The sequence below is a fragment of the Selenomonas ruminantium subsp. lactilytica TAM6421 genome (genome assembly GCF_000284095.1).
Taxonomy (GTDB): Bacteria; Bacillota; Negativicutes; order Selenomonadales; family Selenomonadaceae; genus Selenomonas_A; species Selenomonas_A lactilytica.
Map to the genome: position 1 here is coordinate 1,869,632 of NC_017068.1, position 19,955 is coordinate 1,889,586.

A 19,955-nucleotide genomic window follows, 5' to 3' on the forward strand; every position below is an offset into this window, starting at 1 on the left:
GCACCTCGTCAGCCGTATACGACTTTGCCAAAACACGCGGTCTGAAAAATGCGGTCAACGGCGCAACCGTCAAAATAACTGTCGTCAATGTCATAGCCGTTGCAGGCTTTCAATAACCTGTCATACGTCACAATAACAGGTTCGTCGTCGTCCGGTTCGGCTTTCAAGCAGTAGCCGTTTTTCATTCCTTCAAGCCAAACATCTTCACGGCAAAGGCTTTTCACGCGACGTTTCGCCTTGGTACGCAATTCCTCATAAACTTCGTGGCTTACCTTATTGCCCTTATCGTCACACACATCCAATGACGACAACCAATAGGCACATGCGTTAATGTCACACAACACCTCGAACGCTACTTCTTCTCTCTTGCTCATTTTCATTACCTCCATTACTCTACTTCTTCCCATGCAAACAATGCGTCTTGCAGGTGAACAAAGTCATGCTCAACCTCGAAATCGGTATACGCCATATCCTTGTCCTGCACCCACCCTGTCAACTGAACGACCTTGCCAAAATGCTCTGCCATGTCGGGGTTGATGATGCCATCAGTCACCAGCTCTTTCATGCTCTGACCATAAGCGTTTTCAACCTCCCGATACGTCAGCACCCGAACAAGCACCTTTTCGCCTGCCGACACACGAGCCTTGACGCTTTCAATCGTATCTTCGAGCACCTCAAAACTTACACCCAACTCATAGTCCTTAATCTCCTTGGCAGTCAACTTGCGCTCATAGTAAACTGCGCCATATCTCCCGCCGACTGTATCACTCCCGACATAGCCAACAAAGTCTTTCGGCAACGCCCCTGGGCTTAATGGACGTTCACGCAGGTAATACTTATACGCCTTCATACTCATTCCTCCTTAGACATGCTCAACAATCGTTTTCACATTGCCAATCTGCGGTGCGAACCGCTTTACGAACCGTTCAAACTTTGTCCGCTCAAGGCGGTACTCATAACTTGTTTCAGTGTCCGCCCCATATATTGCGTCGTTGCAGAACTCAATCTGCGCCTTGCACTCGGCAACCATGTCTGCCACGTTCCAACCCTCGGTGTTCTCGCTCAACTGCGTTTCGATTGTCAAGTGCTCCTTTCCGGTTGACTCCATGATGGCGTTGTAGCGTTTCAAGGCAATCTCATATACGCTTTTCATTTTCCCTCGCTCCTTTCAGTAACATGCGTCCCCGTGAGGGCCTTCGACCAAAACTCTCTTTTCCTCGCCAAACTTATTGCGCCACAATTCTTCTGTCGAGTTGTCGGCGTAGTAGTAGGTGGTGACGTACTTCCACTCTTTCGCTTTCTCGGCTTCTTCTTCTGCCTTTCTGACTTCTGCCTGCAATTCTTTCAGACGCCCAAACTCCTTTCGGGTGAGGGAACGGCAAGGCTCTGCCAAAGCATAGTCGGACAAATAGTACGATGCAAAAGTACGTTTCCACCCCGCATCAGACCAACCGTTGCTTGCCTTTTCAGCAAAAGCCATGAGTTCTTCGTCGCTTTCAATCGCGCCAAACCCTCTGCATGCGTAAACATATTCATCGGCAGAATATACCGGAGTGCCATTCACCCAACCATAAACCGTTTTCATTTTCCATTCCTCCGTTTTTGATATGTGTTTTTTGATACTTTTATTCTACTACAGGTGATATTATTTGTAAAGCTATTAATTCAAATAATATCAATAAATTTATATTTTTTTGTAATATATTTTACGCTTATCAGAACATCTTTTTTAGTATAACAACTCTGCTCAAAACATAGATTTGCCTTGTAACGCTTTTAAAAGCCGTATAAGCCGTGTTATGCCAAAAGGTATATAAGTATATGAATAAGCACATAGACCGCCCTTGTAGGCAACGTGAGGGCTATCTAGGAGCACATTGCCATCGTTACTTACTCCCTATTGTGCAGAGTGCAGCGTTTTGCTCCCTAAAAAATCATGTGAAATATGCGTTTGACTTTAGAGGCCCGTATAAACCTTTCTAAGCGGGCCTGTATAAGCCTTTCTAAGCGTGTTTAACCTGCGTGGTATATAAATGTATGGGTAAAGGGGCAGACGAGGCTTACAGGCAACGTGAGAGGCGAATAACGGCATGTGTGCGTTGTGTGTTATTCCCCTGCCTCCCCGATACTGCCTTTCCCGACTTTGAGAAGGTGGGCATTTGCCTTCCTGCTGCTCCCTGCCTTCCGAGGTTACACCCTGCCACCTGCCACTTTTTCAGAGTGAGCGAAGCGACAACAACACGCCCATCATCGGCACGATGATGAATATAGTATTTATACTATATGGTTTATATATGTGTTTATAACTGGTATTGGTTTGTGAATTTCACAAATGGATTTTGTGAATCCCACAAATGGATTTGTGAATTTCACAAATGAGGTGGAATAAGGGCTGACGGCTATTTTGCATAAAAAAAGCCCCTACCCGCGAAGGTAGGGGAAACCATCAAAATAGGTCACTATGAGTTCCTGTTCTCGCAAGAACTAATGTCAATTCATTATCAACAATTTTGTAAACCAACAACCAATCCGGTAGGATATCACCCAACCACAAACCCTTTTCATTTTCCATTCCTCCATGTTTTTGATATGTGTTTTTTGATACTTTTATTCTATCACTATATACATTATTTGTAAAGTGTTTATTTGAAATAAAAACTCTATTATATTATATTTTTGTGATGTGTTTATCTGCAAAAGTGCTGCTTATATCGGCGGTTTTTCGCTCTGCTTATGACCCGTAAAATTGCGATTTCGCTTTAGAACGCCTTAATACACTCTATAAGCCATTTTGTCGCCTTGGGTATATAAGTATATGGATTGACACATATAAGCCCCTTGTGGACGACATGAGGGGCAAATGCGGGGACATTTAGCTTGTACTATACTGTCAATATTCCAAAATACGGCATCCCTCTAAATCTCCAAAACTGCATTCGGCTTATAAAGCGTCTATACGAGCGTATAAGCGCGTTTGATTGTTGGAGTATATAAATATAGGGATAATGGGGTAGGCGGGGCTTGTGGACGACGTGAGGAACAAATGCGGGCATCTATTCGTTATATACTACTCCCCACCCTTCCTACCAGTCCTCCATCTTCTTTTTGAGGGGTGTGAGTTTGTTCCTGTGAAGGTACTGCCGTCCATTCCTTGGCACTTTCTCGCCCTTTGACATATTCCTTCTCAAAGGGAGCGAAGCGACAACAAAACACTCCATCACCGACAAGGTGATGACTTTCTTTATATATTTCTTTATATCTATCTCTATACTCTATCTCTGGTGGAAAATGTCGGGACAAACGGGGGACAATGTCCCACCCCCTTTGTGGGAGTAAGGTGGTTTTTAATTAAACCGCATACAAAAAACCGATTTTTGATGCGTTTCATTTACATCATTTTTTACATCATTTTTACATCATTTCCGTGACTTTTTTGTGACATCAAAAGGACACCAATGGGACAATGTCCCACCCCCCTCTAAAAATAAAAAAATCCCCTACCTTCACAGGCAGGGGATGTCAGTCAGAACAAGTCGCTATGCGTTCCTGTTCTTGCAAGAACTAACGTCAATTCATTATCAACTATTTTGTAAACCAACAACCAATCCGGCAGAATATGGCACTCTCGATAGCCTACATAATTCCCGACCAAGGCATGGTCACGATATTTGTCATCCAACTTCTCTCCATTTGCCAATGTATCAATGACCTTTTTGAGCAGTGACATATCATAGTGACGTTTCTTTGCTAATTTCACATCTTTCTTGAATTGCGTGTAGACTTGTAGTTTTAGTTTCATATTCCCAAGTCCTTATAAAGTTCTTCCGGGTTGTCATACACCTTACTAAGCCCAATCCCAGCTTCAATGTCACTGATAGATTGTTGCAGGCTACTCGATTGGTCAACAATCTCAAAAGGGATTTTACCTTGAATATCAATCTGGTGCATAAGCATATTGACTGCCGTACTCATGTTCAAGCCCATGCGCTTTAAGCGCATATCAACTCGCTTTTTCAATTCATCATTGACACGGACTTGTAAAATTGCCGTTGCCATATTACCACCTCCACTTATATTATACTATAGTGACAATGTAATTACAATATAATGCACATAAAAATAAGCCCCCACCTTCACAGGCAGGGACATGAGCAAAAACAAGTCAAGCACTGATACGGTATTGCATTTTTGCATGACGCTTCAAGGCGGTGCTCAATACATCGTGGACTTTCTCTGTATAATGCTTTACAAGGCAGGCGTTGTTGGCGCTCCGAAGTGAACGTAACAACACCCGAACCTCGTTCACGGTATCAAACGGAACTTCACCGTTCATTCTGACGGAAACGCCAATGTGTTCAATCGTGGCAGTGGAATTGATGTGCATTGTATCCTTCATGGTCACTCGCTCCTTTTTGATTGACGATTGTTGTTGCCTTCATTATAGCACTTATCACCATAGATACAAAGCGGTGGCGTGTCCTTGTTTGTAGCACACAGGGCAAGCGAGAACAAGTAATTTGCATTTGTCAAATCCTTGGAAAATCAATATGAGCGTCATAGAGCGATTTTTCGTCATTGTTGGTATAAGTATATGGAAAATCCAATAGACGCACATTGTAGGCAAAATGCGGTGGGAATCGTTGATATATAAGCGTTGAGAGCGTCCACGTATGACAGACATATCCGCCGTGTGATATGCAAAATATTTTGCATAAAATAAAAAAACCACCCTGCGGACGGCAAGGTGGTTTCATACTCATACGATGGATTTATTTGTCAGCCTGCTTGTTCATGGTCGGGACCAGGGCAAGTGCAGCAGGAAGTGCAACCTGTGCCATGTTCTGCAACATGGAGTCGCGGTACGCCGTCCAATCCGTCTTGGGGTTCTCCGCCTTTGCCATGCCGTAGGACGCAACGCCCACAATCGCCATCTGCGCCAACGTGCCCCACAAAGACACCTTCTGACCGTTCTGATTAATCGTCAACATAGTATCATCAACCTTTCTGTATGCACTAGCCACCTGCCACCAAAGGCGGGCGGCGGTAAAAACAACCTTCAACTTCTCAATCATGCCTGCACCTCATACTCAATGGGCGTTTTCAGCTTGCCCCGCTTGGTATCAAAGTAGATGCCCTTCTTGTCAGCCCCAACATACCTGTCGCATAAATTTGCAATGCTCCGTAGCGGGTGCTTGGAAAATCTAAGCAGGTATCTCACCCGCTGAACTTCCGTGGTCGTCAACGGCTCTTGGGAATAAACGTACTGTACCATCATTCCACCTCGCACTGATAATCGGTTACACCTCTTGCAATCGCCCGCGCAAATTCGTCCTCGCGCTCAATGAGCAGGTCGGCGTCGCCGTCGTTGTCGATGAATGCGGTTTCAACAAGGCAGGCAGGCATGTCGGTGTACTTCAACACCATAAGGGCGGGCATATGCCGTACACCGCGCCGTTTCAGCGGGATATTGTCAACAATTTGGTCGTAGATGCAGGTTGCAAGCGTTTCGCCCAATCCTGCTCCGTAGCACTCAACCTCACAACCACTTGCTTCGGTGTTGTAGGCATTGCAATGAATGGACACAAAAACATCTGCGTTCCATTCGTTTGCGTCCTCGGTGACGGCAACGGGACGGTCAGAACGTCTGCAATCCCACCCGCAAAGGTTGTCGGACTGTAACATGCGAACCTCACACCCTGCCGATTCAAGGTACTTCTTGACTCTTTCACCGATACGCAATGCAACGTCAGCTTCCCGCAAGTTCTTGTCGGGGTTACAAGCACCACTATCGTACTCAACATCATGGCCAGGATTCAAATAAACTTTCATCACTTATCATTCCTTTCAGCATACTTAGGATATGGACACTCCTTGAACAACTGTTCCTCAATTTGCGGTACAAGGTCGTCCCGCAAATGGTACTGCTTCATTAAGGCGGTGGCAGCTAAGACCTTTTCTGCCAACTCATGCCACTGCAAAGATGGAATCATCATCACCACTCCAATCAAAAAGGGCAGGTTCGCCCTGCCCACAACCTATCTTGCCTGCTTCTCTTTTGCCAACTGCTCCAACGATTCCTTGAACCTTGTCGGTATCGGTACTCCTGCCTTTGCCGCATTTTCAATAATTGACAGGCTTTCGTTACTGATAAAAAACCACATCACCGCATATTGCATAATTTCTTTACCGACAAGACAGTCAAGCCTATATGCCAGCGACACAAGGAACATGATAATAGCCTTCTTCGCTATGCCCTTGAACCCTCGCTGACTGTTCAACGCCAAATCGGGGTTGATGTATGCTGCAACTACGCCCGTGAGGTAGTCAAGCACCATAATGTAAATCAATGCCTCTAACACTTCGTTCCACCCCATCATTACCGATAACACTGTGCCTATGGTCGCCCATATAGCACCGAAATGTACTTCCATATTCGTCGGCGCGATACCGCGAATAAAACTTAATATACACTCCATAAACTCATCACTCCATTTACTCAAAGTTTAGCTTTTGGATAATTCTACCTGCTTGCATAACATCAGATACAGACAAACACTCAACCGTACTGTTATGGATTAACGTGCGATATTTATTCCAATCTGTACAACTGTAGTCTTTCGACACTAAGCAACAAGTTTTATCATTTGTTTTATAAAGTCCATCACCTGTTACAAAGTATATCCAACCGTCATGTTCACATGCAGAATTGATATAATAACCGTTGTAATTTGTAAAATCAAATATTTTTGTCCCATCATCCATAAAGGTACGGCTGTACGCTCCAAAATCAACCTGTATGCTTCGTTTGAAGTTTCCGTAATAAGATTCCGTTGCAACCGTTTCAATATGATATCTTGCCGTTAATGAGCGTCCATCTTTGGTTGTCCCAACTTCCATTTCAAAAGGTGTCGAACTGCTACTAAACGAGGTTCTACCTGTAGACACATAAATAAAAGTTTTATCAACAATGGTCTTTCTCTTCGTTTTTGTGTCATAAAGAAAAATATCTTTTCTATATACTGAGGTATCTCTAAAAGAATCAACACACTTGTCTTGGGTAATAAACAACACTTGACAAGAACCATCTTTTCGCAAATGACCAAAATTAGGTATACCAAAAAGGTGGAATATATACGAAACATCCCAATCGTATTTTGTCCTAGCCGAATAAAGAACAGGCACATAATCATAAACCTTGTTGTTTTTGTAAATAACCGCGCTATAACCATTGTTCATATTAGTGGCAGTATCCCACATTGTCAATAAGTTTCCGTCATTATCGACAATGGCACTTAACGGACTACTATATGCACGACTAAGTTCAGTAAGGGAGATTTTTGCCGACGCTCCTGTTTTTAGATTATAATAATACGCATACGACCAATAATCTATCACAAGATAACAAGCCTTTTTGCCTGCAACAAAAACACACGATTCTGTTTTACAAGAAAACATCGCTACTGCTTTTTGCAAGCCATTAAAGCCTAATCTTTTAATTCTCTTTTCGTTGTCAAGGTATGGCAAGCACAATGGCGGCTCGTCTACAAATGAGCCACCATGCTTTACCTCTGTGCCGTATATATATCTACCGTCTGTATAAACAATATCGCCTTCATTGAATGTTCTATTACCAATAAAGAATAGGCGTTCACCGTTCTCGGTAACGCCCGTTCTACCGTTTATTGAACTTAATCTTGCGCTATATACACTCATACGCCACCACCGACAATAACATAACCACCTGCCCTCGTAGGCAATACATAAACACTACAACCATCTTTTAACAAAATATCCTTACTTGCCGTTAAACATGGATAATAACCACCTTCAACTTCAATTTTGCCGTTTGAATATGTGCCACGAATCGCGGTTGTATTTTTCTTGCGCTCAACCTCTTGCACTCTATCTTGCATTTGCTTTATGTCGCTATTAATATCTGCAACCTTTTGACGCAACTTAGACAACCCATTCATTTAAAACCACCTCACTAACGACAACGACTGTCTGAACTCTTTTGTGCTCAACGAAACACTATTGCTTTGCAGATAATATTTCTTGCCATCTAGCATGAGTGTGTCGCGAAAATCAATAACATGCTTATAGTCGGGTTCACCATTGCGAACAGACGTAACAATGTCAAGTGTAACCTGCTCTTTGCATTTTGACGAATTATACTGCACAACCTCATTGAAAAGACGCTTATTTATATCGTCGCCTTCAACCGGAAACGGTGTTGCGTTTTCTTCGCTATCAGATTCGTATTTCAGCATATTCCCATATGTATCATTTCTCTCACAATCATACGATATGCGATAATTTTCGAGTGATGCAGAAATATTTAGCACTTCGGGGCGTAAAAACATACTTCGTATCATGTTTGTAGTAAACGTCGAACCGCCATTACTTCTACTTACCATAGCATGATTATTGCCAATATCTGTCGTGTACACGCAATACGTGTCAATTTCATTTTCGCTTGAGTCATAAACAGTGTGCCACTCTACTATTTGGTTGCCTATATAAGTGTACGATACACTCTCATGTGTGTCATCGCCTGTGGTGTCCATAGATACAGGTCTATGATTATCGTCATACGAAATATTACATTGAGTATTCCCTGCGGAAAATCCCAATACATCGCCGTTGGTGGAAGTATCAGCGTCAACATCAACATCAACAGTGTAATTTATGTTTTTCTTGGGAGATTTTGTCCATGTTTTGTAGATGGAAACAGACTCTCTTGTAATGACAGGGCGAGTATGACGCATTTGCGAAATATCAACCGTGTTCGGCTCATGCCCGCGTTGGATTGCGTATATCTTGTTGCCACGAATAAAGACATTGACCTGTCGCCACGGCACTTCCTTTGTCCATGAAAAGAAGTTACTTATCAAATTCATCACCGTTGACATTTGGTAAGCACACCCATTTGACGGAACAAAATCATCAAACAATGCAACGGGTGTCAATCCTAGCAATCCTGCCAAATAGTTGAAATGGTATGTCGCTTTTGTTGTCGGTGCTTTTTTTACAGTGCCACCATCCACATAGAAGGTTACGTCAAGCCCGCCTACACCGCGATTAGACAACCTTGGTACTAATTGCGAACCACCGCCTGCGCTTGTCGCTTTGCCCGAACCATCAAAATCGGGGTAGCGCATTACAGTTTTGGTGAGCAATTTAATATTTTCCATAGATTGTACGGTGGTCATTATGCCGTTTGTAGAGGTCTGCTTGACCAACATGTTATATTCATAGTCCAACAAACACCCTTTCATGGTATCCTTGGGGTAAAGTGAGCAATTGGCTATTTCTAGCTGTATTGTGTCACTAACGGTATTTTCGGCTATGTTAATATCAACCTTCGCCAACCTAGCACCATTGTTTGCGTAGCCATCTTTCCCTGCCCAACTTATATTTGTGGGCATGACAACGGAAGTGTCAAACTTCACACGTACACGACCATCAATCATTGTGCATGTCGAGACTTGAAGTTTGGTGTTAATACCAACAGATTTGCACGTATCTACCTTCAATCGGGCATTTATAACGCTACGACGTGATGTGTCGCATGAAAACATGTCATTGCCCGAAGTATTGCGAACGGTGTCTGCATTTACAACATGGACATTTTTGATGTTTCTAGCAGCATCGTTTGCGCCACCATAACTGCGATAGATGTTCTTGCTTGTATCGCCAAACAATGTTACAAGGATTGATGTATCTTGCGTATAGCCAATATACGTATCGAACTCTACGACAACAATGTTGGCGTGTTTTCGCTCGGTGCTATAGCTGCTCGTTTGAGTGCGGATAACAGTCCTTGATGTGTCGCCAACAACGTCAGCCTGTCTGCCGACCATTCTAGCGGTATCAATGGTGATTCTCTTGGATATACCACCGCAAACAATGGCGTCAATATTCATGTGCGCGATAGTTATATCATCATTGGAATAGAACCTGTAGTAATGGTACACTTGCAGATTGCTTGGCAACTCGACAACTTTTTTGATTTCATCATCAATCTGCCAATCAACAATCTTGGTGAAGTTCTCACCATCATTGGACGCCTCAACATATCCTGTAACCGGAACGCCTTGGCCTGTAAGATATTTTTGGTGTCTTTTGGCGTCGCGCTTTATATCTAGCAAAAACCGCTTTACCTTCACATCGTCAGCCATATACATTGTGAAGGAGTTGCCTGCCTCCATGCCTACACTTCTATCACGCCCCTGCGTAACAAGCTGATAGCCCTTGGGTGGATGGTCAAGCCACCCCGACGCCTTACGAGAATAGACGCACGCAAAATTATCTGTCCCCAATGTTCCATCAGCAGTGAGTGATGGCATGCGCCATTGCCCCCATGCCGACGTATTATCGTCAAACGTGAGTTCGTTGTTTGAAATGATGATGTTTGATAGCAGTGCTCCATCTTCGCACTCTGCATATAAGCTATCAAAAAGTTGCCCACAATTCACGTTGCCACGATGGTTATAGAACTCTTTGCCGTCAACATACAACACCAACTGTCCATCGGTGTCACACCAACTGTAGTTATCGTGTTCGCCTGTTGCCCGCGTCATATGCAGCAGGCATTGGTGGAAACCTTCTGACAAGCTATTATACTCGTCATATTGAATGCCGTTTATCCAACAACCATCAATATTTTCGCCACAATGTAAGCTGATACCGTTATTGTCGTGATTGGTGGTTTGCATAATACATAACCACGACTCACTATCGGCAAGATAAACGTCAAACCGAACCCAAACCTGTTCTGACGGTTTAATCGGGAAGGTGATTTCTTGTGTTGATGAAATAGCTACGCCTGTTTGTGATTTATCCGTGTCACACTCTACCGTAGAACCTTTTGCAAAGGTTTTTTCGATGAACCCTGCGTTTTCATAACGGTAATCTTCCAACTCGTCCGTGAAAACGGCTCTTTCCGTCGCTACCGAAGGTTCAGCGGTATTGATTTTTTCTCGTGACGTGCCTGCGGAAAATTCGACGCTACCAATCGACGTGCCAAATGCCACCCTGCGCAACGTGTCAAGCTCGATATTCTTTTCAACAACACACCGTCTTACCGTGTCAATATTATAATCGTTGGCAAACTTTATACGCTCACTACTGATTATAATATTGGACATGGCATTTGTTGTTTTATATGCATACCAACTGCTATACCCCGATGGCGAAAACGAAACCGACGTAATGGGTTCACCGTTCAATCCTGTTGTGTTTATTCTCTTTCCTGCAACACCATTTATCCATATTTCTGCATAGTCATCCTGCGAATCAATGTGAATTAATACAGTGTTAATGCCGTCTACGCCTGCGTATTCGTCGCCAAAGAAGTTAAAGAAGGTGTTATCGTCAGTGCCCTTCAAACCAATAGATTTGTCTCCGTTTAAGAACACCTGTACCCATCTGTATATTCCGCCGTTATAGTAATCTAGGCTTATCCATATATTGTTCAGGTTAGGCACATATTTAACTAGCGGTGCATTATCTCCCGCGTTAAATGCTATGCCTGTGATGCTCCTATCCTTATCCGTATAATTGACATACGAAGTATGTTCATCAAACAAAGAACCGTCGCCCTTGTTTTCCCAAACATATTTCCAATCAGAGTCAACGGTACGCTTTGTGTCAAACTTTACTATCGTCTTAATACGCTCACTACTGATTATAATATTGGACATGGCGTTTATTGTTCGACGTGCGTAATCACTCGACCACCCCGATGGCGAAAACGAAACCGATGTAATGGGGGCGTTGTTTAGGCCTGTACCAAATACCTTTTTCCCTCGTACTCCGTTTATCCATATTTCAGCATAGTCATTCAACGAATCAATGTGAATTAATACAGTGTTAATGCCGTCTACGCCTGCGTATTCGTCGCCAAAAAAGTTAAAGAATGTGCTATCGTCAGTGCCCTTTAAACCAATAGATTTGTTGCCGTTTAAGAACACCTGTACCCATCTATAACTCCCTCCGTTATAATAGTCAAGGCTTATCCATACATCGTTTAAGTCAGGTACATATTTGACCAACGGCATATTATCTCCTGCGTTAAATGCTATGCCTGTGGTACTTCTATCCTTGTCGGTGTAATTGACATATGAAGCATGTTCATCAAACAAAGAACCGTCGCCCTTGTTTTCCCAAACATATGCCAATGCACGTTTAGTATCAAATGTCCACGCCATCGTAGCACCTCTTTTATACGGCCTCAATCTTGGTTGATACTTTAATGTTCACCGACTTATCGTTGCTCGGCTTTTCATCGGAACTCGATGTAGCCTTGACGTAAAAGAGTTTGTTCGTGGTGCCGATACTGTCAGAAATGGTCAGTGTTTCATTAAAACTGCCATCTGCCGTTTCAGATACCTGCCACTTGTCCTTGGTTGTGCCGTCAAAAGAAATTACCGTGTCACCGCTTGTCTTGTATCCTTCCTCTGTACGAAGCGCAAGGGTGACAACCTTTTCTTCATTCTTGGTTGCGTCCAACGTCACACTGACAGGGTTCGTTTCAGTGTCGTTGGTACTAACCGCCGTACCATCCGTACCGCCTGCCGTGGGGTTGTTCATGTAAAGATTGATATACTCTGCCATAGTCTTAGTCCTCCGTATTCTCGATTTCTGCGTCAACAATAATAGATACGCTTGTGTTTTTTCGTGGCGCTTCAACACCGCTTGTTATTTTTGCGTAAAAGATTGTATTTACATTGGTTATTGCGGTGTCGATGGTCAACGTCGTTGAAAATGTGCCATCTTCTGTTTTTGATAGCTCCCATTGTCCAATCACATCATTCTCAAAAGATATTTCTGCACCGTTTGGGGCGCAATAGCCTTGCTCACACCGTATAGCAAGTTTTATAACCTTCGACTCACCAACATTGCCATTGAGCGCTACACTGACAGGGTTGGTCTGTAAGCCGTTATAGCTCACAACCACTCCATCAAGTGCGCCTGCCGTTGGGTTGCCGTTATACACATTGATGTACTGATTTTGCATTAATCATACTCTCCATATCTCAAATGTCGCACTGACGGCGGTTTGCTCGAAACGCTCCACATACTGCCATGACTTTATTAGCACACGGCAATCTTCCCATGTTCTACCACCGGTATCAACCACTGTGACCAACTTCCGCGACTCCCATATGTCCTGTATCTTGGCAAAGTCGTCAACCTTGAACGTGGTGGAGAATGTGAGTTTGTCGCCCTCCACGTTATGTCCAAAGTCCTGCACAACCGTTCCATCCATGACTTCAATCTGTGTCTGCCTGTCGTCGGGGGTGTACGTGAAGTTTTCAACCTTTCCCAATGACCGTATGCCATCAATTGTTACTACTGCCATACTTACACCTCCTAATAGCTAAGATTGACCTTTGCATCGGGCAACGCATTGGCAATGACCTCTGCGCCTGCCTGCACAAACTTATCCTGCAAACTGCCATCAGTAAAGCCGTTGACATTCACATTTAGATTGATGTTCTGCGTGGTAGGCTGATTACCTTGGCTTATCGTGTCAATGGCTTTTGTCGCATTGTCAATGTGATCGCCTAGATTATCCATGCTTGCCGTGACATTGCTCATGTCATACACACCTGCCTGTCCCGATTTATCGGGGAGGATGTATTCCGACTGATTGCCACGCATTATCTGTACCATTGACGAGCGCACTGAATCCTCATAAATAGGGATAAGGCTTGACTGTGCCGCTTTCAGTGCGTTTTGAAACCCTGCAATTTCTGATGGCGTAGTCCAATCAGAGTCCTTAATGCCTGCGTCTTTTCGCATTTGTGCCCGAACTGCATTGATAGCACCCTGCATACCTTTGCCCGACGCTATTGCGTCGCGGTATGCCTCAAGGTACTTCCTCTGTTGCTGAAACATTTGCCGAACGGTGTTCTGTTGGATTTGTTTCTTCTGTTCTTCCGCCCATTGCGTAGCCTTGACTTCTGACAAGCCCTTCTGTATCCACGCCTGCTTTTCGCGTTCTATGCGGTCAAGCTGATTTTGATATTCGCTTTTCCATATAGAGTCGATTTGCTCGGCAACCTGTCTGTCCCAATCGGAACGGATACGGCTTTTACGAGCGTTTGCCCATGCCTGCGCTTGCTCCTGCGACGCGCCCTTTTGAACAAAGTCCATTGCTTGCAGGTCGATATCGTCAAGCTGATTTTGCAGGTCTGTCTTGAACGCCTGTGCCATTGGTGCGGTGACGTTGCGGAACTTTTCTTCTGCAATCTTACCAGATTGAGCATTGACAAACTGATTGATTAGGTCGTCGGAAACGCCCGCAGCTTTCGCTTTTTCAGCCTGCACATACATGGCATGTTGGGCATTTTCAATGTCATTGTGCGTCAGCTTATAAATAGCCTCTGACAACTGCCCTGCTGCACTTGCACGCCACTCCATAGCCTCGCGGGCTTTATCCTGTGCCTTGGCGTTTTCGTCTGCCGCTCGGGTGTTTTCCTTCTCAAGCTCACTGACTTTCTTTAGCGAAGGCATTGTATTGTCCCATGCACGTTTCACAAAGTCTGTTGTCTGACCTGTCAACTGACTGTATTTGTTCAGCTCACTTACATCAATCTTGCCTGTACCCTTATTGAGTGCATCACTGAACGTCTTGCCGATGGAACTTGTATCTTTGCCCTCTGCAATATCTTTGTACGTTTTCTGTTGGGACTTGTACTGCTCGTAGTCGTTCCTGTAATACTGACCTAACGCAAATGAACCCAATGGACCGAATGACAAGCCGTTCCGCAATGCAAAAGGATGTTCTTTGGCAAGCCATTTCATTTCGTCCATGCCGTCCCGCATGAGGCCGATAAGTTTACCTATCTTCTCTGCGCCAAATGCCGCAATCTCGCCCAATACCTTCAAGGCATAGCCCCAATTCTCAATGGTTTCCTTGATGGTATCCTTGTTGCTCGAAATTACATTGACAAGCTCTTTCAATCCGTCCGCGACTTCTGGCATAACATCCTTGGCAATTGGCATAAGCGACGCACCCATAGCCGACTGTAACTGTCCTGCCTCGGCTTTCATTCTGCGCCATTCAAGGGATAACTCGTGCGCCTCTTTGGGGTTCAGTAAGCCTGTAGTCTTAATAGACGACGCGATACGCATATTGTCGTTGTAGTCCTCCAACAACGGTATGAGTTCTGCGCCCCTACGCCCTAAGACTTGGGCTTGAAATTCCTCTAGCTTCCCTGCCTGTGCCGCTTTTTCATAGCCTTTAGCTAATTGGTCTAACTGTTGATTGATGGGGAGAAGATTGCCCTGTGTATCGGTAAGCCTCACGCCAAACTTGCGTAACGCAGACGATGTTTCATCAACGCCATTCTTGGAGGATAGTATCTTCTTGTCCAACTGTGAGAAGAACGGAATAATTCCCTGTATGCTAATGCCTGCAACGCTGAACAACCTGCTTAACTGCCCCGCCTCTGCGGTTGATAAGTGTAAGCGTTGTGTCAGCTTATACAGGTTTTCGCCTGCCTGCATACTTGCATTGGTGATGTTGAACAAGCCTGCGCCTGTGGTGGCAATTGCCATAAACGCCGTTGCCTTGGCGGTCAATGTGCCGTAGCCTTTCGACAAGCCATCAATCCCCGCCTTTGCGGTTTGTGATGCCTTGGCAATCTTGCCAACTTCCTGTGCGCCTGCACCAATCTTCGCCTGCTCTGCCTGCACCTTGCGAAGTGCAGCGTTCAGCTTTTCAACCTCCTGTGCTTGGCGCAAATAGTTCGTGTGTGCCCCGCGTGTAAGGCTAGATTCTTCTGTCAATCCCTTGGCCTTATCTGCGTTCTGCGCCGACTTATAGGCATTGGCAAGAATATCAAGTTTCTGTTTCTGAATATCAATCTGCCGTGTCAGACTTTGTTCCTTGACATTCAGCTTGTCGATAGCACTGCCCGCGCCCTCCAGCTTGGCAAGGTCAATATCCGCTTTCAGCTTGACTTGCTTGTTTTCGCTATTCAATCGCGATATGGTCTGATTGACCGTCTTGCCTGCCAATTCAAAGCCTAGTTGCAGTTCGGATATGTCAAGCCCCAACCCTATATATAATTCTTCGATGGATTGTCCTTTTGCCATATTCTACACCTCGCTTACATTGGCAACACATCATCCACATACGACAACTTGGGCGCGTTTTCGACTTTATCCATGACTATGAGCATGTCTAATACATCCTCTAGTCCCTGCTCGTCAATTTGGTTTATCGTCCAACTGTATGAGCGAATAAGCCCGCCATATAACCGCATGATTGATTCATAAGGGGAGAGATTAATTAATCGTTCTCCCCGCCCTCGTTTGGGATTTCACCCATCTTGGACGTTGCAAGTTTCCACACATACTTGGTTACGTCGCGATATGCAGGCAGAACGTCGGCAACGTCGATATTCTCCACTACATCGTCGGGGATGCCAAAGAACTCCTTGACGAGATTCAGACGTCCGTCAATCATGTCAAACGGACTGCCTTTTTCGTCCTCGCTCATTTCCTGCTTGGCACATTTGCGCCACATGCCCATCGTCGGGCGTTTTGCCTTATACTCAACACCATCAACTTCAATCGTCGGCGTTACAATCTTTTCCATCTTTGCGTATTCTCCTTTACATACAAAAACAAAGGGTAGCTTTCGCCACCCCTCATCCAATCAATCCTTGGCGTCAGCTACCGCTTTTTTCGGTGAGCGTGTACCAATCTTTTGCCGCAGCGTCGGTGAATGTTTCCATTTCTTCGTCCAACTGCTCAAGTGCAACCTTGTCGGACTCACGATAGATAGCAGTAGCCTCCATGCTCGGCGTGTTGTAGTTAATCTTTTCTTCTTTGGTTTTGAAGTCGTCAGACGGCTCACTGAACTTAACCTTCGTCAGACGTACAAAACGACGCTTGCCGTTGGATTTATCGGACTCAAACATGACCGCGAAATACGGCGCACTGTCGTTTGCGCCATTCTGCATGACGCCGTTCTCGTCGAGTTTGTGCCCCAAAAGTTTTGCTCGGTATTCAAGCGGGAGAGATGCCGTAGCAATGGTCAGCTTGTAGTCGGAAATAGCCGTTGCCGTTTCACAAGCACCGTTATCCGCGTAAAGCGTTGCATTGTCTACCGTCGGTTTTACGGAAATCTCCCTCAATCGCGGGATATAGATGGACTCACCATATACAGGGGCTTTCCCTGCCTCGTCGCTAATCAGCTCTGCGATGTGGAAATTATGCACACCGATAAAAGCCGCATTAGTAAGACCACTCTTTGTCGTAGTCATTCTGCTTCAACTCCTATTCTGTAATCGACAATCTTGATAACAAGACCATCCTCGTAAATTTCGGTTGTCTGTACCCTCGACCACCCTATTTCAGCCATTATCCTATTCATTTCTCGGACAATCGGATTGTATTCAGCTTCGCCCCTTTTTGTGAGGATGTGAAACCGGATTGTAACACTTCGATAGATTTCTACGTTGTCTGCTGACATTGCAGGTACGTCTGAAACCGTCGAGAACTGGACTGTAGGCGTTTTACCCACAAATGGGATAGTTAGGTGGTATATTCCGTTAGAACCACCTTGTAGGGCTTGTGAGAGAGCGTGAGAGCGTTTTAATGATTTTATTGTGTCAGCTATCAGATTTGCCATGCTTTACCGCCTCCGCTATTGCCTGTCTTATCTTCTCCTTTGTCTGTGCCCTGTGGGCGTCCAACGCGGGATAAAGAAAAGGTTTGTTTATTCTTGGGGAGAACTCCACAATTTTGCCGTAATTAACGCCATTGGGGTATTTCTTGGAGGGTGCGCTTTTCAGCCGTGTGCCAACGGTCACTCTTTCGCCGTTCTTCTTGACTTCCTTGTGGATTGAGTCGCGCAATGCTCCTGTCTTGACAGGACATCGACTCTTTGCGTCAGCTACAATCTCGTCTGCACACTCACTGAGGGCTTTCTTTCCTGCCTCCACTGCAATATCCCCAACCAATGCTTGCAATTTTGAGACGGATAATCTGCGGTCTTTTAATGCCATCAGAAAACCTCCTTTGCCATGATAGTGCAAAAACCATTCGCAATGTCTGGTATGACGCTTTCAATGTCATACGCATGGCTTTTCATCACAATGCGGTGGCGTGGCGTAACATCAGCTAGGTATCTGATATAGATTTTGCAGGTAACTTCTGCTGCGTCTTGGTTCGCAATGAAATACTGCTTACTGCTGACAGGCGTAATGTCAGCCCAAACGGTGTGAACCGTCTGCCATTCTTCAACATAGTTGCCTTCCGCATCCTCTGTGGGCGTGTTTATCTGTATCTCTATCCGATACTTAAATCTGCCTATCTGCATAATCTATCCCTCCTGTGACAAGCGCAACTGCTCCAACAGTCCAACGAACTGCATACCTGTTTCAACGCCTGTTTCAATTTCGGGATTGTCAATCTGCCTGCCGACGAACCGTGTTACGATTTCAAGGCATAGCGGATTGTCATAATCTACCTTACAACCTGCATTTCGCACATATTCCTCGGCAACAACCTTCTTTCGGGCGACGATGTTATCCATATCGTCGCCGTCAATACGAAGGTCTTGTTTTATAGCGTCGAGGATTTCAACCTCGGTCATTTATCAGCCCTGCGTACCGCTAGAGGTCTTGCCCGCTTTCTTGATACGAACAAAGCCGTTCTGACGAGTTACGTTACCGCCAACGAACACAGAACCGCGGACAGAAACCATGCCCTCACGGAACTTGGAGTCATAGGACTTCTTAATGTCAACCGGAGAGAAGGTTGCAAGGGTGTAATTTTTGAGGTTGCCGTATGCCATGCAGAAGTCGCCTGCCTTGGTATTGGTGCCCGTTACTGCCTTACAAGCAGAGTTGATGATGTAAGGTACGCCGTTAATCGTGCCGTAGTTACCGTTGGAAACAATGTCATAGAAACGCTGTTTATTGGAGGTACGAACCTTGGCAAATTCGAGCAAGTCCATTTTGTTCAGAATGAGCACCTGTGCGCCCTCCACATTTTCATCACCGCCATAGTTGAACACGATGGTATCAAGCGTGGTGTCGTCAATCTTATCAATGGCAAGGTCTTTGTCCTTGTCGATAACAGGCACAACAGAATCCGTGTCAGCCGTGGCAACCTTATTGGAGAAGATGCCGACGAGGTGGCCTGCCGAACCGTCACCAATCAGAATTTCCTGCGTCAGCTTACGGCGCAAAGACTCGCGCACGCCGTTCTGAACGTATTCTGCGTAGGGTGCAGCAGGGAGCTTTTCAAGTTCTTCGGAGTAGTCAGCGATGGCGGTCAGCTTGGACTTGTTGATGGAAACCTGTCCAAATGTACTTTCTGCCGTGTTGTATTCCTCACCTTCACCCGTGTAATCACCTGCGGGGGTGTCGATGGCGAACGGCTGACGGTAGGACTCGCCACCATCAAAGGTGATAGTGCCTACGTTGTCAACAAGAGAGGAAATGGTGTTGAACGGTTCGCCAATCGTGTTGCTATCACGATGCGGGATAATGATGCCCGTGGTGGCAACCGTTACCGTGCGGGCCTCCTTGATGGCTTTACCACGTTTTTCCATTTCTGCATTGTCAGCCTTGCCAAACTTGGCGCGTTCCTCAAAGCCTGCACCCTGCTTGAAGTCAGCAGAACGCTTGGTAACTTCGCCTGCATTGACCGCCTTGGAGCGTTCGGACTGTTTATCGTCCTTTTTCTTGTCGTCCTCTTTGTCGTCCTTGTCGTCCTCCTTGTCCTCGGAACGCTTTTCGGCATTGCGCTTTTCTGCCTCAACCTGTTCAGCAAGCAGGGAACGCAGGTTTGCAATGTCCTTGTTTACTTCATCAAGCTGAGCATTGATGGAGCGCAGCTCCTGTACGTCCTCGGACGCCTTGGAGCGTTCAATCAGTTCCTTGCGGAAGGTTTCTTTTTCGTTAATCATGTTCTGAATGTTCATA

27 protein-coding genes are annotated in these 19,955 nt (G+C 45.2%); all 27 read right to left on the reverse strand.

The window, feature by feature from the left end:
- Window positions 1-8: 8 nt before the first annotated feature.
- The 27 genes from SELR_RS09120 to SELR_RS09245 all read right to left on the reverse strand — a co-directional run bounded on the left by SELR_RS09120 (window position 9) and on the right by SELR_RS09245 (window position 19,954).
- Window positions 9-374, reverse strand: coding sequence for a hypothetical protein (locus tag SELR_RS09120; protein WP_014424938.1), 366 nt, complete (start codon window positions 372-374; stop codon window positions 9-11).
- Window positions 375-388: 14 nt separating this feature from the next.
- Entirely contained in the window at window positions 389-850 is a 462-nt protein-coding gene (locus tag SELR_RS09125) for a defense against restriction DarA-related protein (protein WP_014424939.1), read from the reverse strand.
- Window positions 851-862: 12 nt separating this feature from the next.
- Window positions 863-1,153 (reverse strand): hypothetical protein, encoded by a 291-nt coding sequence (locus tag SELR_RS09130; protein ID WP_014424940.1) that lies wholly within the window; start codon window positions 1,151-1,153, stop codon window positions 863-865.
- A gap of 15 nt (window positions 1,154-1,168) precedes the next feature.
- Complete coding sequence (locus tag SELR_RS09135) at window positions 1,169-1,585, reverse strand: hypothetical protein (RefSeq protein ID WP_014424941.1); 417 nt, start codon at window positions 1,583-1,585, stop codon at window positions 1,169-1,171.
- Between the two features lie 861 nt (window positions 1,586-2,446).
- Complete coding sequence (locus SELR_RS18375; RefSeq protein WP_080585454.1) at window positions 2,447-2,653, reverse strand: type II toxin-antitoxin system mRNA interferase toxin, RelE/StbE family; 207 nt, start codon at window positions 2,651-2,653, stop codon at window positions 2,447-2,449.
- An 870-nt stretch (window positions 2,654-3,523) separates the two neighbouring features.
- The gene (locus SELR_RS09140; protein WP_014424942.1) at window positions 3,524-3,799 is read right to left on the reverse strand and encodes a type II toxin-antitoxin system YafQ family toxin; all 276 of its coding nucleotides are present in this window, start codon (window positions 3,797-3,799) and stop codon (window positions 3,524-3,526) included.
- Complete coding sequence (locus tag SELR_RS09145) at window positions 3,796-4,056, reverse strand: type II toxin-antitoxin system RelB/DinJ family antitoxin (protein WP_014424943.1); 261 nt, start codon at window positions 4,054-4,056, stop codon at window positions 3,796-3,798. Before SELR_RS09145 ends, SELR_RS09140 begins: the two co-directional genes overlap by 4 nt.
- 106 nt (window positions 4,057-4,162) lie before the next feature.
- The gene (locus SELR_RS09150) at window positions 4,163-4,396 is read right to left on the reverse strand and encodes a hypothetical protein (RefSeq protein ID WP_041914353.1); all 234 of its coding nucleotides are present in this window, start codon (window positions 4,394-4,396) and stop codon (window positions 4,163-4,165) included.
- A gap of 373 nt (window positions 4,397-4,769) precedes the next feature.
- Complete coding sequence (locus SELR_RS09155) at window positions 4,770-4,988, reverse strand: hypothetical protein (protein WP_158645796.1); 219 nt, start codon at window positions 4,986-4,988, stop codon at window positions 4,770-4,772.
- 80 nt (window positions 4,989-5,068) lie between these two features.
- Entirely contained in the window at window positions 5,069-5,272 is a 204-nt protein-coding gene (locus tag SELR_RS09160) for a hypothetical protein (protein WP_014424945.1), read from the reverse strand.
- On the reverse strand, window positions 5,272-5,829 hold the full coding sequence (locus SELR_RS09165; protein ID WP_014424946.1) for an N-acetylmuramoyl-L-alanine amidase family protein: 558 nt from the start codon (window positions 5,827-5,829) through the stop codon (window positions 5,272-5,274). The genes SELR_RS09160 and SELR_RS09165 overlap by 1 nt, the downstream gene beginning before the upstream one ends.
- Window positions 5,829-6,032: a hypothetical protein gene (locus tag SELR_RS09170; RefSeq protein WP_014424947.1), complete on the reverse strand. Its 204-nt coding sequence runs from the start codon at window positions 6,030-6,032 to the stop codon at window positions 5,829-5,831. The genes SELR_RS09165 and SELR_RS09170 overlap by 1 nt, the downstream gene beginning before the upstream one ends.
- Before the next feature lie 3 nt (window positions 6,033-6,035).
- Entirely contained in the window at window positions 6,036-6,476 is a 441-nt protein-coding gene (locus SELR_RS09175; RefSeq protein ID WP_041914355.1) for a phage holin family protein, read from the reverse strand.
- A 16-nt stretch (window positions 6,477-6,492) separates the two neighbouring features.
- Complete coding sequence (locus SELR_RS09180; protein ID WP_014424949.1) at window positions 6,493-7,713, reverse strand: hypothetical protein; 1,221 nt, start codon at window positions 7,711-7,713, stop codon at window positions 6,493-6,495.
- The gene (locus SELR_RS09185; protein ID WP_041914356.1) at window positions 7,710-7,973 is read right to left on the reverse strand and encodes a hypothetical protein; all 264 of its coding nucleotides are present in this window, start codon (window positions 7,971-7,973) and stop codon (window positions 7,710-7,712) included. Before SELR_RS09185 ends, SELR_RS09180 begins: the two co-directional genes overlap by 4 nt.
- Window positions 7,974-12,212, reverse strand: coding sequence for a hypothetical protein (locus SELR_RS09190; protein WP_014424950.1), 4,239 nt, complete (start codon window positions 12,210-12,212; stop codon window positions 7,974-7,976). It lies immediately after the preceding gene.
- 13 nt (window positions 12,213-12,225) lie between these two features.
- Entirely contained in the window at window positions 12,226-12,618 is a 393-nt protein-coding gene (locus SELR_RS09195) for a hypothetical protein (RefSeq protein ID WP_014424951.1), read from the reverse strand.
- 4 nt (window positions 12,619-12,622) lie between these two features.
- Window positions 12,623-13,021 carry a hypothetical protein gene (locus SELR_RS09200; RefSeq protein ID WP_041914357.1) on the reverse strand — a complete coding sequence of 133 codons (399 nt, stop codon included), beginning with the start codon at window positions 13,019-13,021 and terminating at the stop codon, window positions 12,623-12,625.
- A gap of 3 nt (window positions 13,022-13,024) precedes the next feature.
- Complete coding sequence (locus SELR_RS09205; RefSeq protein WP_014424952.1) at window positions 13,025-13,366, reverse strand: hypothetical protein; 342 nt, start codon at window positions 13,364-13,366, stop codon at window positions 13,025-13,027.
- Between the two features lie 11 nt (window positions 13,367-13,377).
- A complete protein-coding gene (locus tag SELR_RS17795) occupies window positions 13,378-16,110 on the reverse strand; it encodes a hypothetical protein (RefSeq protein WP_014424953.1) in 2,733 nt (910 codons plus the stop codon).
- A 196-nt stretch (window positions 16,111-16,306) separates the two neighbouring features.
- Window positions 16,307-16,615 carry a hypothetical protein gene (locus tag SELR_RS09215; RefSeq protein ID WP_014424954.1) on the reverse strand — a complete coding sequence of 103 codons (309 nt, stop codon included), beginning with the start codon at window positions 16,613-16,615 and terminating at the stop codon, window positions 16,307-16,309.
- 73 nt (window positions 16,616-16,688) lie between these two features.
- A complete protein-coding gene (locus SELR_RS09220) occupies window positions 16,689-17,285 on the reverse strand; it encodes a major tail protein (protein ID WP_014424955.1) in 597 nt (198 codons plus the stop codon).
- Complete coding sequence (locus SELR_RS09225; protein ID WP_041914358.1) at window positions 17,282-17,653, reverse strand: hypothetical protein; 372 nt, start codon at window positions 17,651-17,653, stop codon at window positions 17,282-17,284. The genes SELR_RS09220 and SELR_RS09225 overlap by 4 nt, the downstream gene beginning before the upstream one ends.
- On the reverse strand, window positions 17,634-18,029 hold the full coding sequence (locus SELR_RS09230) for an HK97-gp10 family putative phage morphogenesis protein (RefSeq protein ID WP_041914359.1): 396 nt from the start codon (window positions 18,027-18,029) through the stop codon (window positions 17,634-17,636). The genes SELR_RS09225 and SELR_RS09230 overlap by 20 nt, the downstream gene beginning before the upstream one ends.
- A complete protein-coding gene (locus tag SELR_RS09235) occupies window positions 18,029-18,343 on the reverse strand; it encodes a phage head closure protein (RefSeq protein ID WP_014424956.1) in 315 nt (104 codons plus the stop codon). The genes SELR_RS09230 and SELR_RS09235 overlap by 1 nt, the downstream gene beginning before the upstream one ends.
- Before the next feature lie 3 nt (window positions 18,344-18,346).
- Window positions 18,347-18,619 carry a head-tail connector protein gene (locus SELR_RS09240; protein WP_014424957.1) on the reverse strand — a complete coding sequence of 91 codons (273 nt, stop codon included), beginning with the start codon at window positions 18,617-18,619 and terminating at the stop codon, window positions 18,347-18,349.
- Window positions 18,620-18,622: 3 nt separating this feature from the next.
- Window positions 18,623-19,954 carry a phage major capsid protein gene (locus SELR_RS09245; RefSeq protein WP_014424958.1) on the reverse strand — a complete coding sequence of 444 codons (1,332 nt, stop codon included), beginning with the start codon at window positions 19,952-19,954 and terminating at the stop codon, window positions 18,623-18,625.
- Window position 19,955 lies beyond the last annotated feature (1 nt).

Bases quoted from the DNA above. Each gene is read 5' to 3' on its own strand.
- SELR_RS09120 (WP_014424938.1), bottom strand. From the start codon at position 374: ATGAGCAAGAGAGAAGAAGTAGCGTTCGAGGTGTTGTGTGACATTAAC.
- SELR_RS09125 (WP_014424939.1), bottom strand. From the start codon at position 850: ATGAAGGCGTATAAGTATTACCTGCGTGAACGTCCATTAAGCCCAGGG.
- SELR_RS09130 (WP_014424940.1), bottom strand. From the start codon at position 1,153: ATGAAAAGCGTATATGAGATTGCCTTGAAACGCTACAACGCCATCATG.
- SELR_RS09135 (WP_014424941.1), bottom strand. From the start codon at position 1,585: ATGAAAACGGTTTATGGTTGGGTGAATGGCACTCCGGTATATTCTGCC.
- SELR_RS09140 (WP_014424942.1), bottom strand. From the start codon at position 3,799: ATGAAACTAAAACTACAAGTCTACACGCAATTCAAGAAAGATGTGAAA.
- SELR_RS09145 (WP_014424943.1), bottom strand. From the start codon at position 4,056: ATGGCAACGGCAATTTTACAAGTCCGTGTCAATGATGAATTGAAAAAG.
- SELR_RS09150 (WP_041914353.1), bottom strand. From the start codon at position 4,396: ATGAAGGATACAATGCACATCAATTCCACTGCCACGATTGAACACATT.
- SELR_RS09155 (WP_158645796.1), bottom strand. From the start codon at position 4,988: ATGTTGACGATTAATCAGAACGGTCAGAAGGTGTCTTTGTGGGGCACG.
- SELR_RS09160 (WP_014424945.1), bottom strand. From the start codon at position 5,272: ATGGTACAGTACGTTTATTCCCAAGAGCCGTTGACGACCACGGAAGTT.
- SELR_RS09165 (WP_014424946.1), bottom strand. From the start codon at position 5,829: ATGAAAGTTTATTTGAATCCTGGCCATGATGTTGAGTACGATAGTGGT.
- SELR_RS09175 (WP_041914355.1), bottom strand. From the start codon at position 6,476: ATGGAGTGTATATTAAGTTTTATTCGCGGTATCGCGCCGACGAATATG.
- SELR_RS09180 (WP_014424949.1), bottom strand. From the start codon at position 7,713: ATGAGTGTATATAGCGCAAGATTAAGTTCAATAAACGGTAGAACGGGC.
- SELR_RS09185 (WP_041914356.1), bottom strand. From the start codon at position 7,973: ATGAATGGGTTGTCTAAGTTGCGTCAAAAGGTTGCAGATATTAATAGC.
- SELR_RS09190 (WP_014424950.1), bottom strand. From the start codon at position 12,212: ATGGCGTGGACATTTGATACTAAACGTGCATTGGCATATGTTTGGGAA.
- SELR_RS09195 (WP_014424951.1), bottom strand. From the start codon at position 12,618: ATGGCAGAGTATATCAATCTTTACATGAACAACCCCACGGCAGGCGGT.
- SELR_RS09200 (WP_041914357.1), bottom strand. From the start codon at position 13,021: ATGCAAAATCAGTACATCAATGTGTATAACGGCAACCCAACGGCAGGC.
- SELR_RS09205 (WP_014424952.1), bottom strand. From the start codon at position 13,366: ATGGCAGTAGTAACAATTGATGGCATACGGTCATTGGGAAAGGTTGAA.
- SELR_RS17795 (WP_014424953.1), bottom strand. From the start codon at position 16,110: ATGGCAAAAGGACAATCCATCGAAGAATTATATATAGGGTTGGGGCTT.
- SELR_RS09215 (WP_014424954.1), bottom strand. From the start codon at position 16,615: ATGGAAAAGATTGTAACGCCGACGATTGAAGTTGATGGTGTTGAGTAT.
- SELR_RS09220 (WP_014424955.1), bottom strand. From the start codon at position 17,285: ATGACTACGACAAAGAGTGGTCTTACTAATGCGGCTTTTATCGGTGTG.
- SELR_RS09225 (WP_041914358.1), bottom strand. From the start codon at position 17,653: ATGGCAAATCTGATAGCTGACACAATAAAATCATTAAAACGCTCTCAC.
- SELR_RS09230 (WP_041914359.1), bottom strand. From the start codon at position 18,029: ATGGCATTAAAAGACCGCAGATTATCCGTCTCAAAATTGCAAGCATTG.
- SELR_RS09235 (WP_014424956.1), bottom strand. From the start codon at position 18,343: ATGCAGATAGGCAGATTTAAGTATCGGATAGAGATACAGATAAACACG.
- SELR_RS09240 (WP_014424957.1), bottom strand. From the start codon at position 18,619: ATGACCGAGGTTGAAATCCTCGACGCTATAAAACAAGACCTTCGTATT.
- SELR_RS09245 (WP_014424958.1), bottom strand. From the start codon at position 19,954: ATGAACATTCAGAACATGATTAACGAAAAAGAAACCTTCCGCAAGGAA.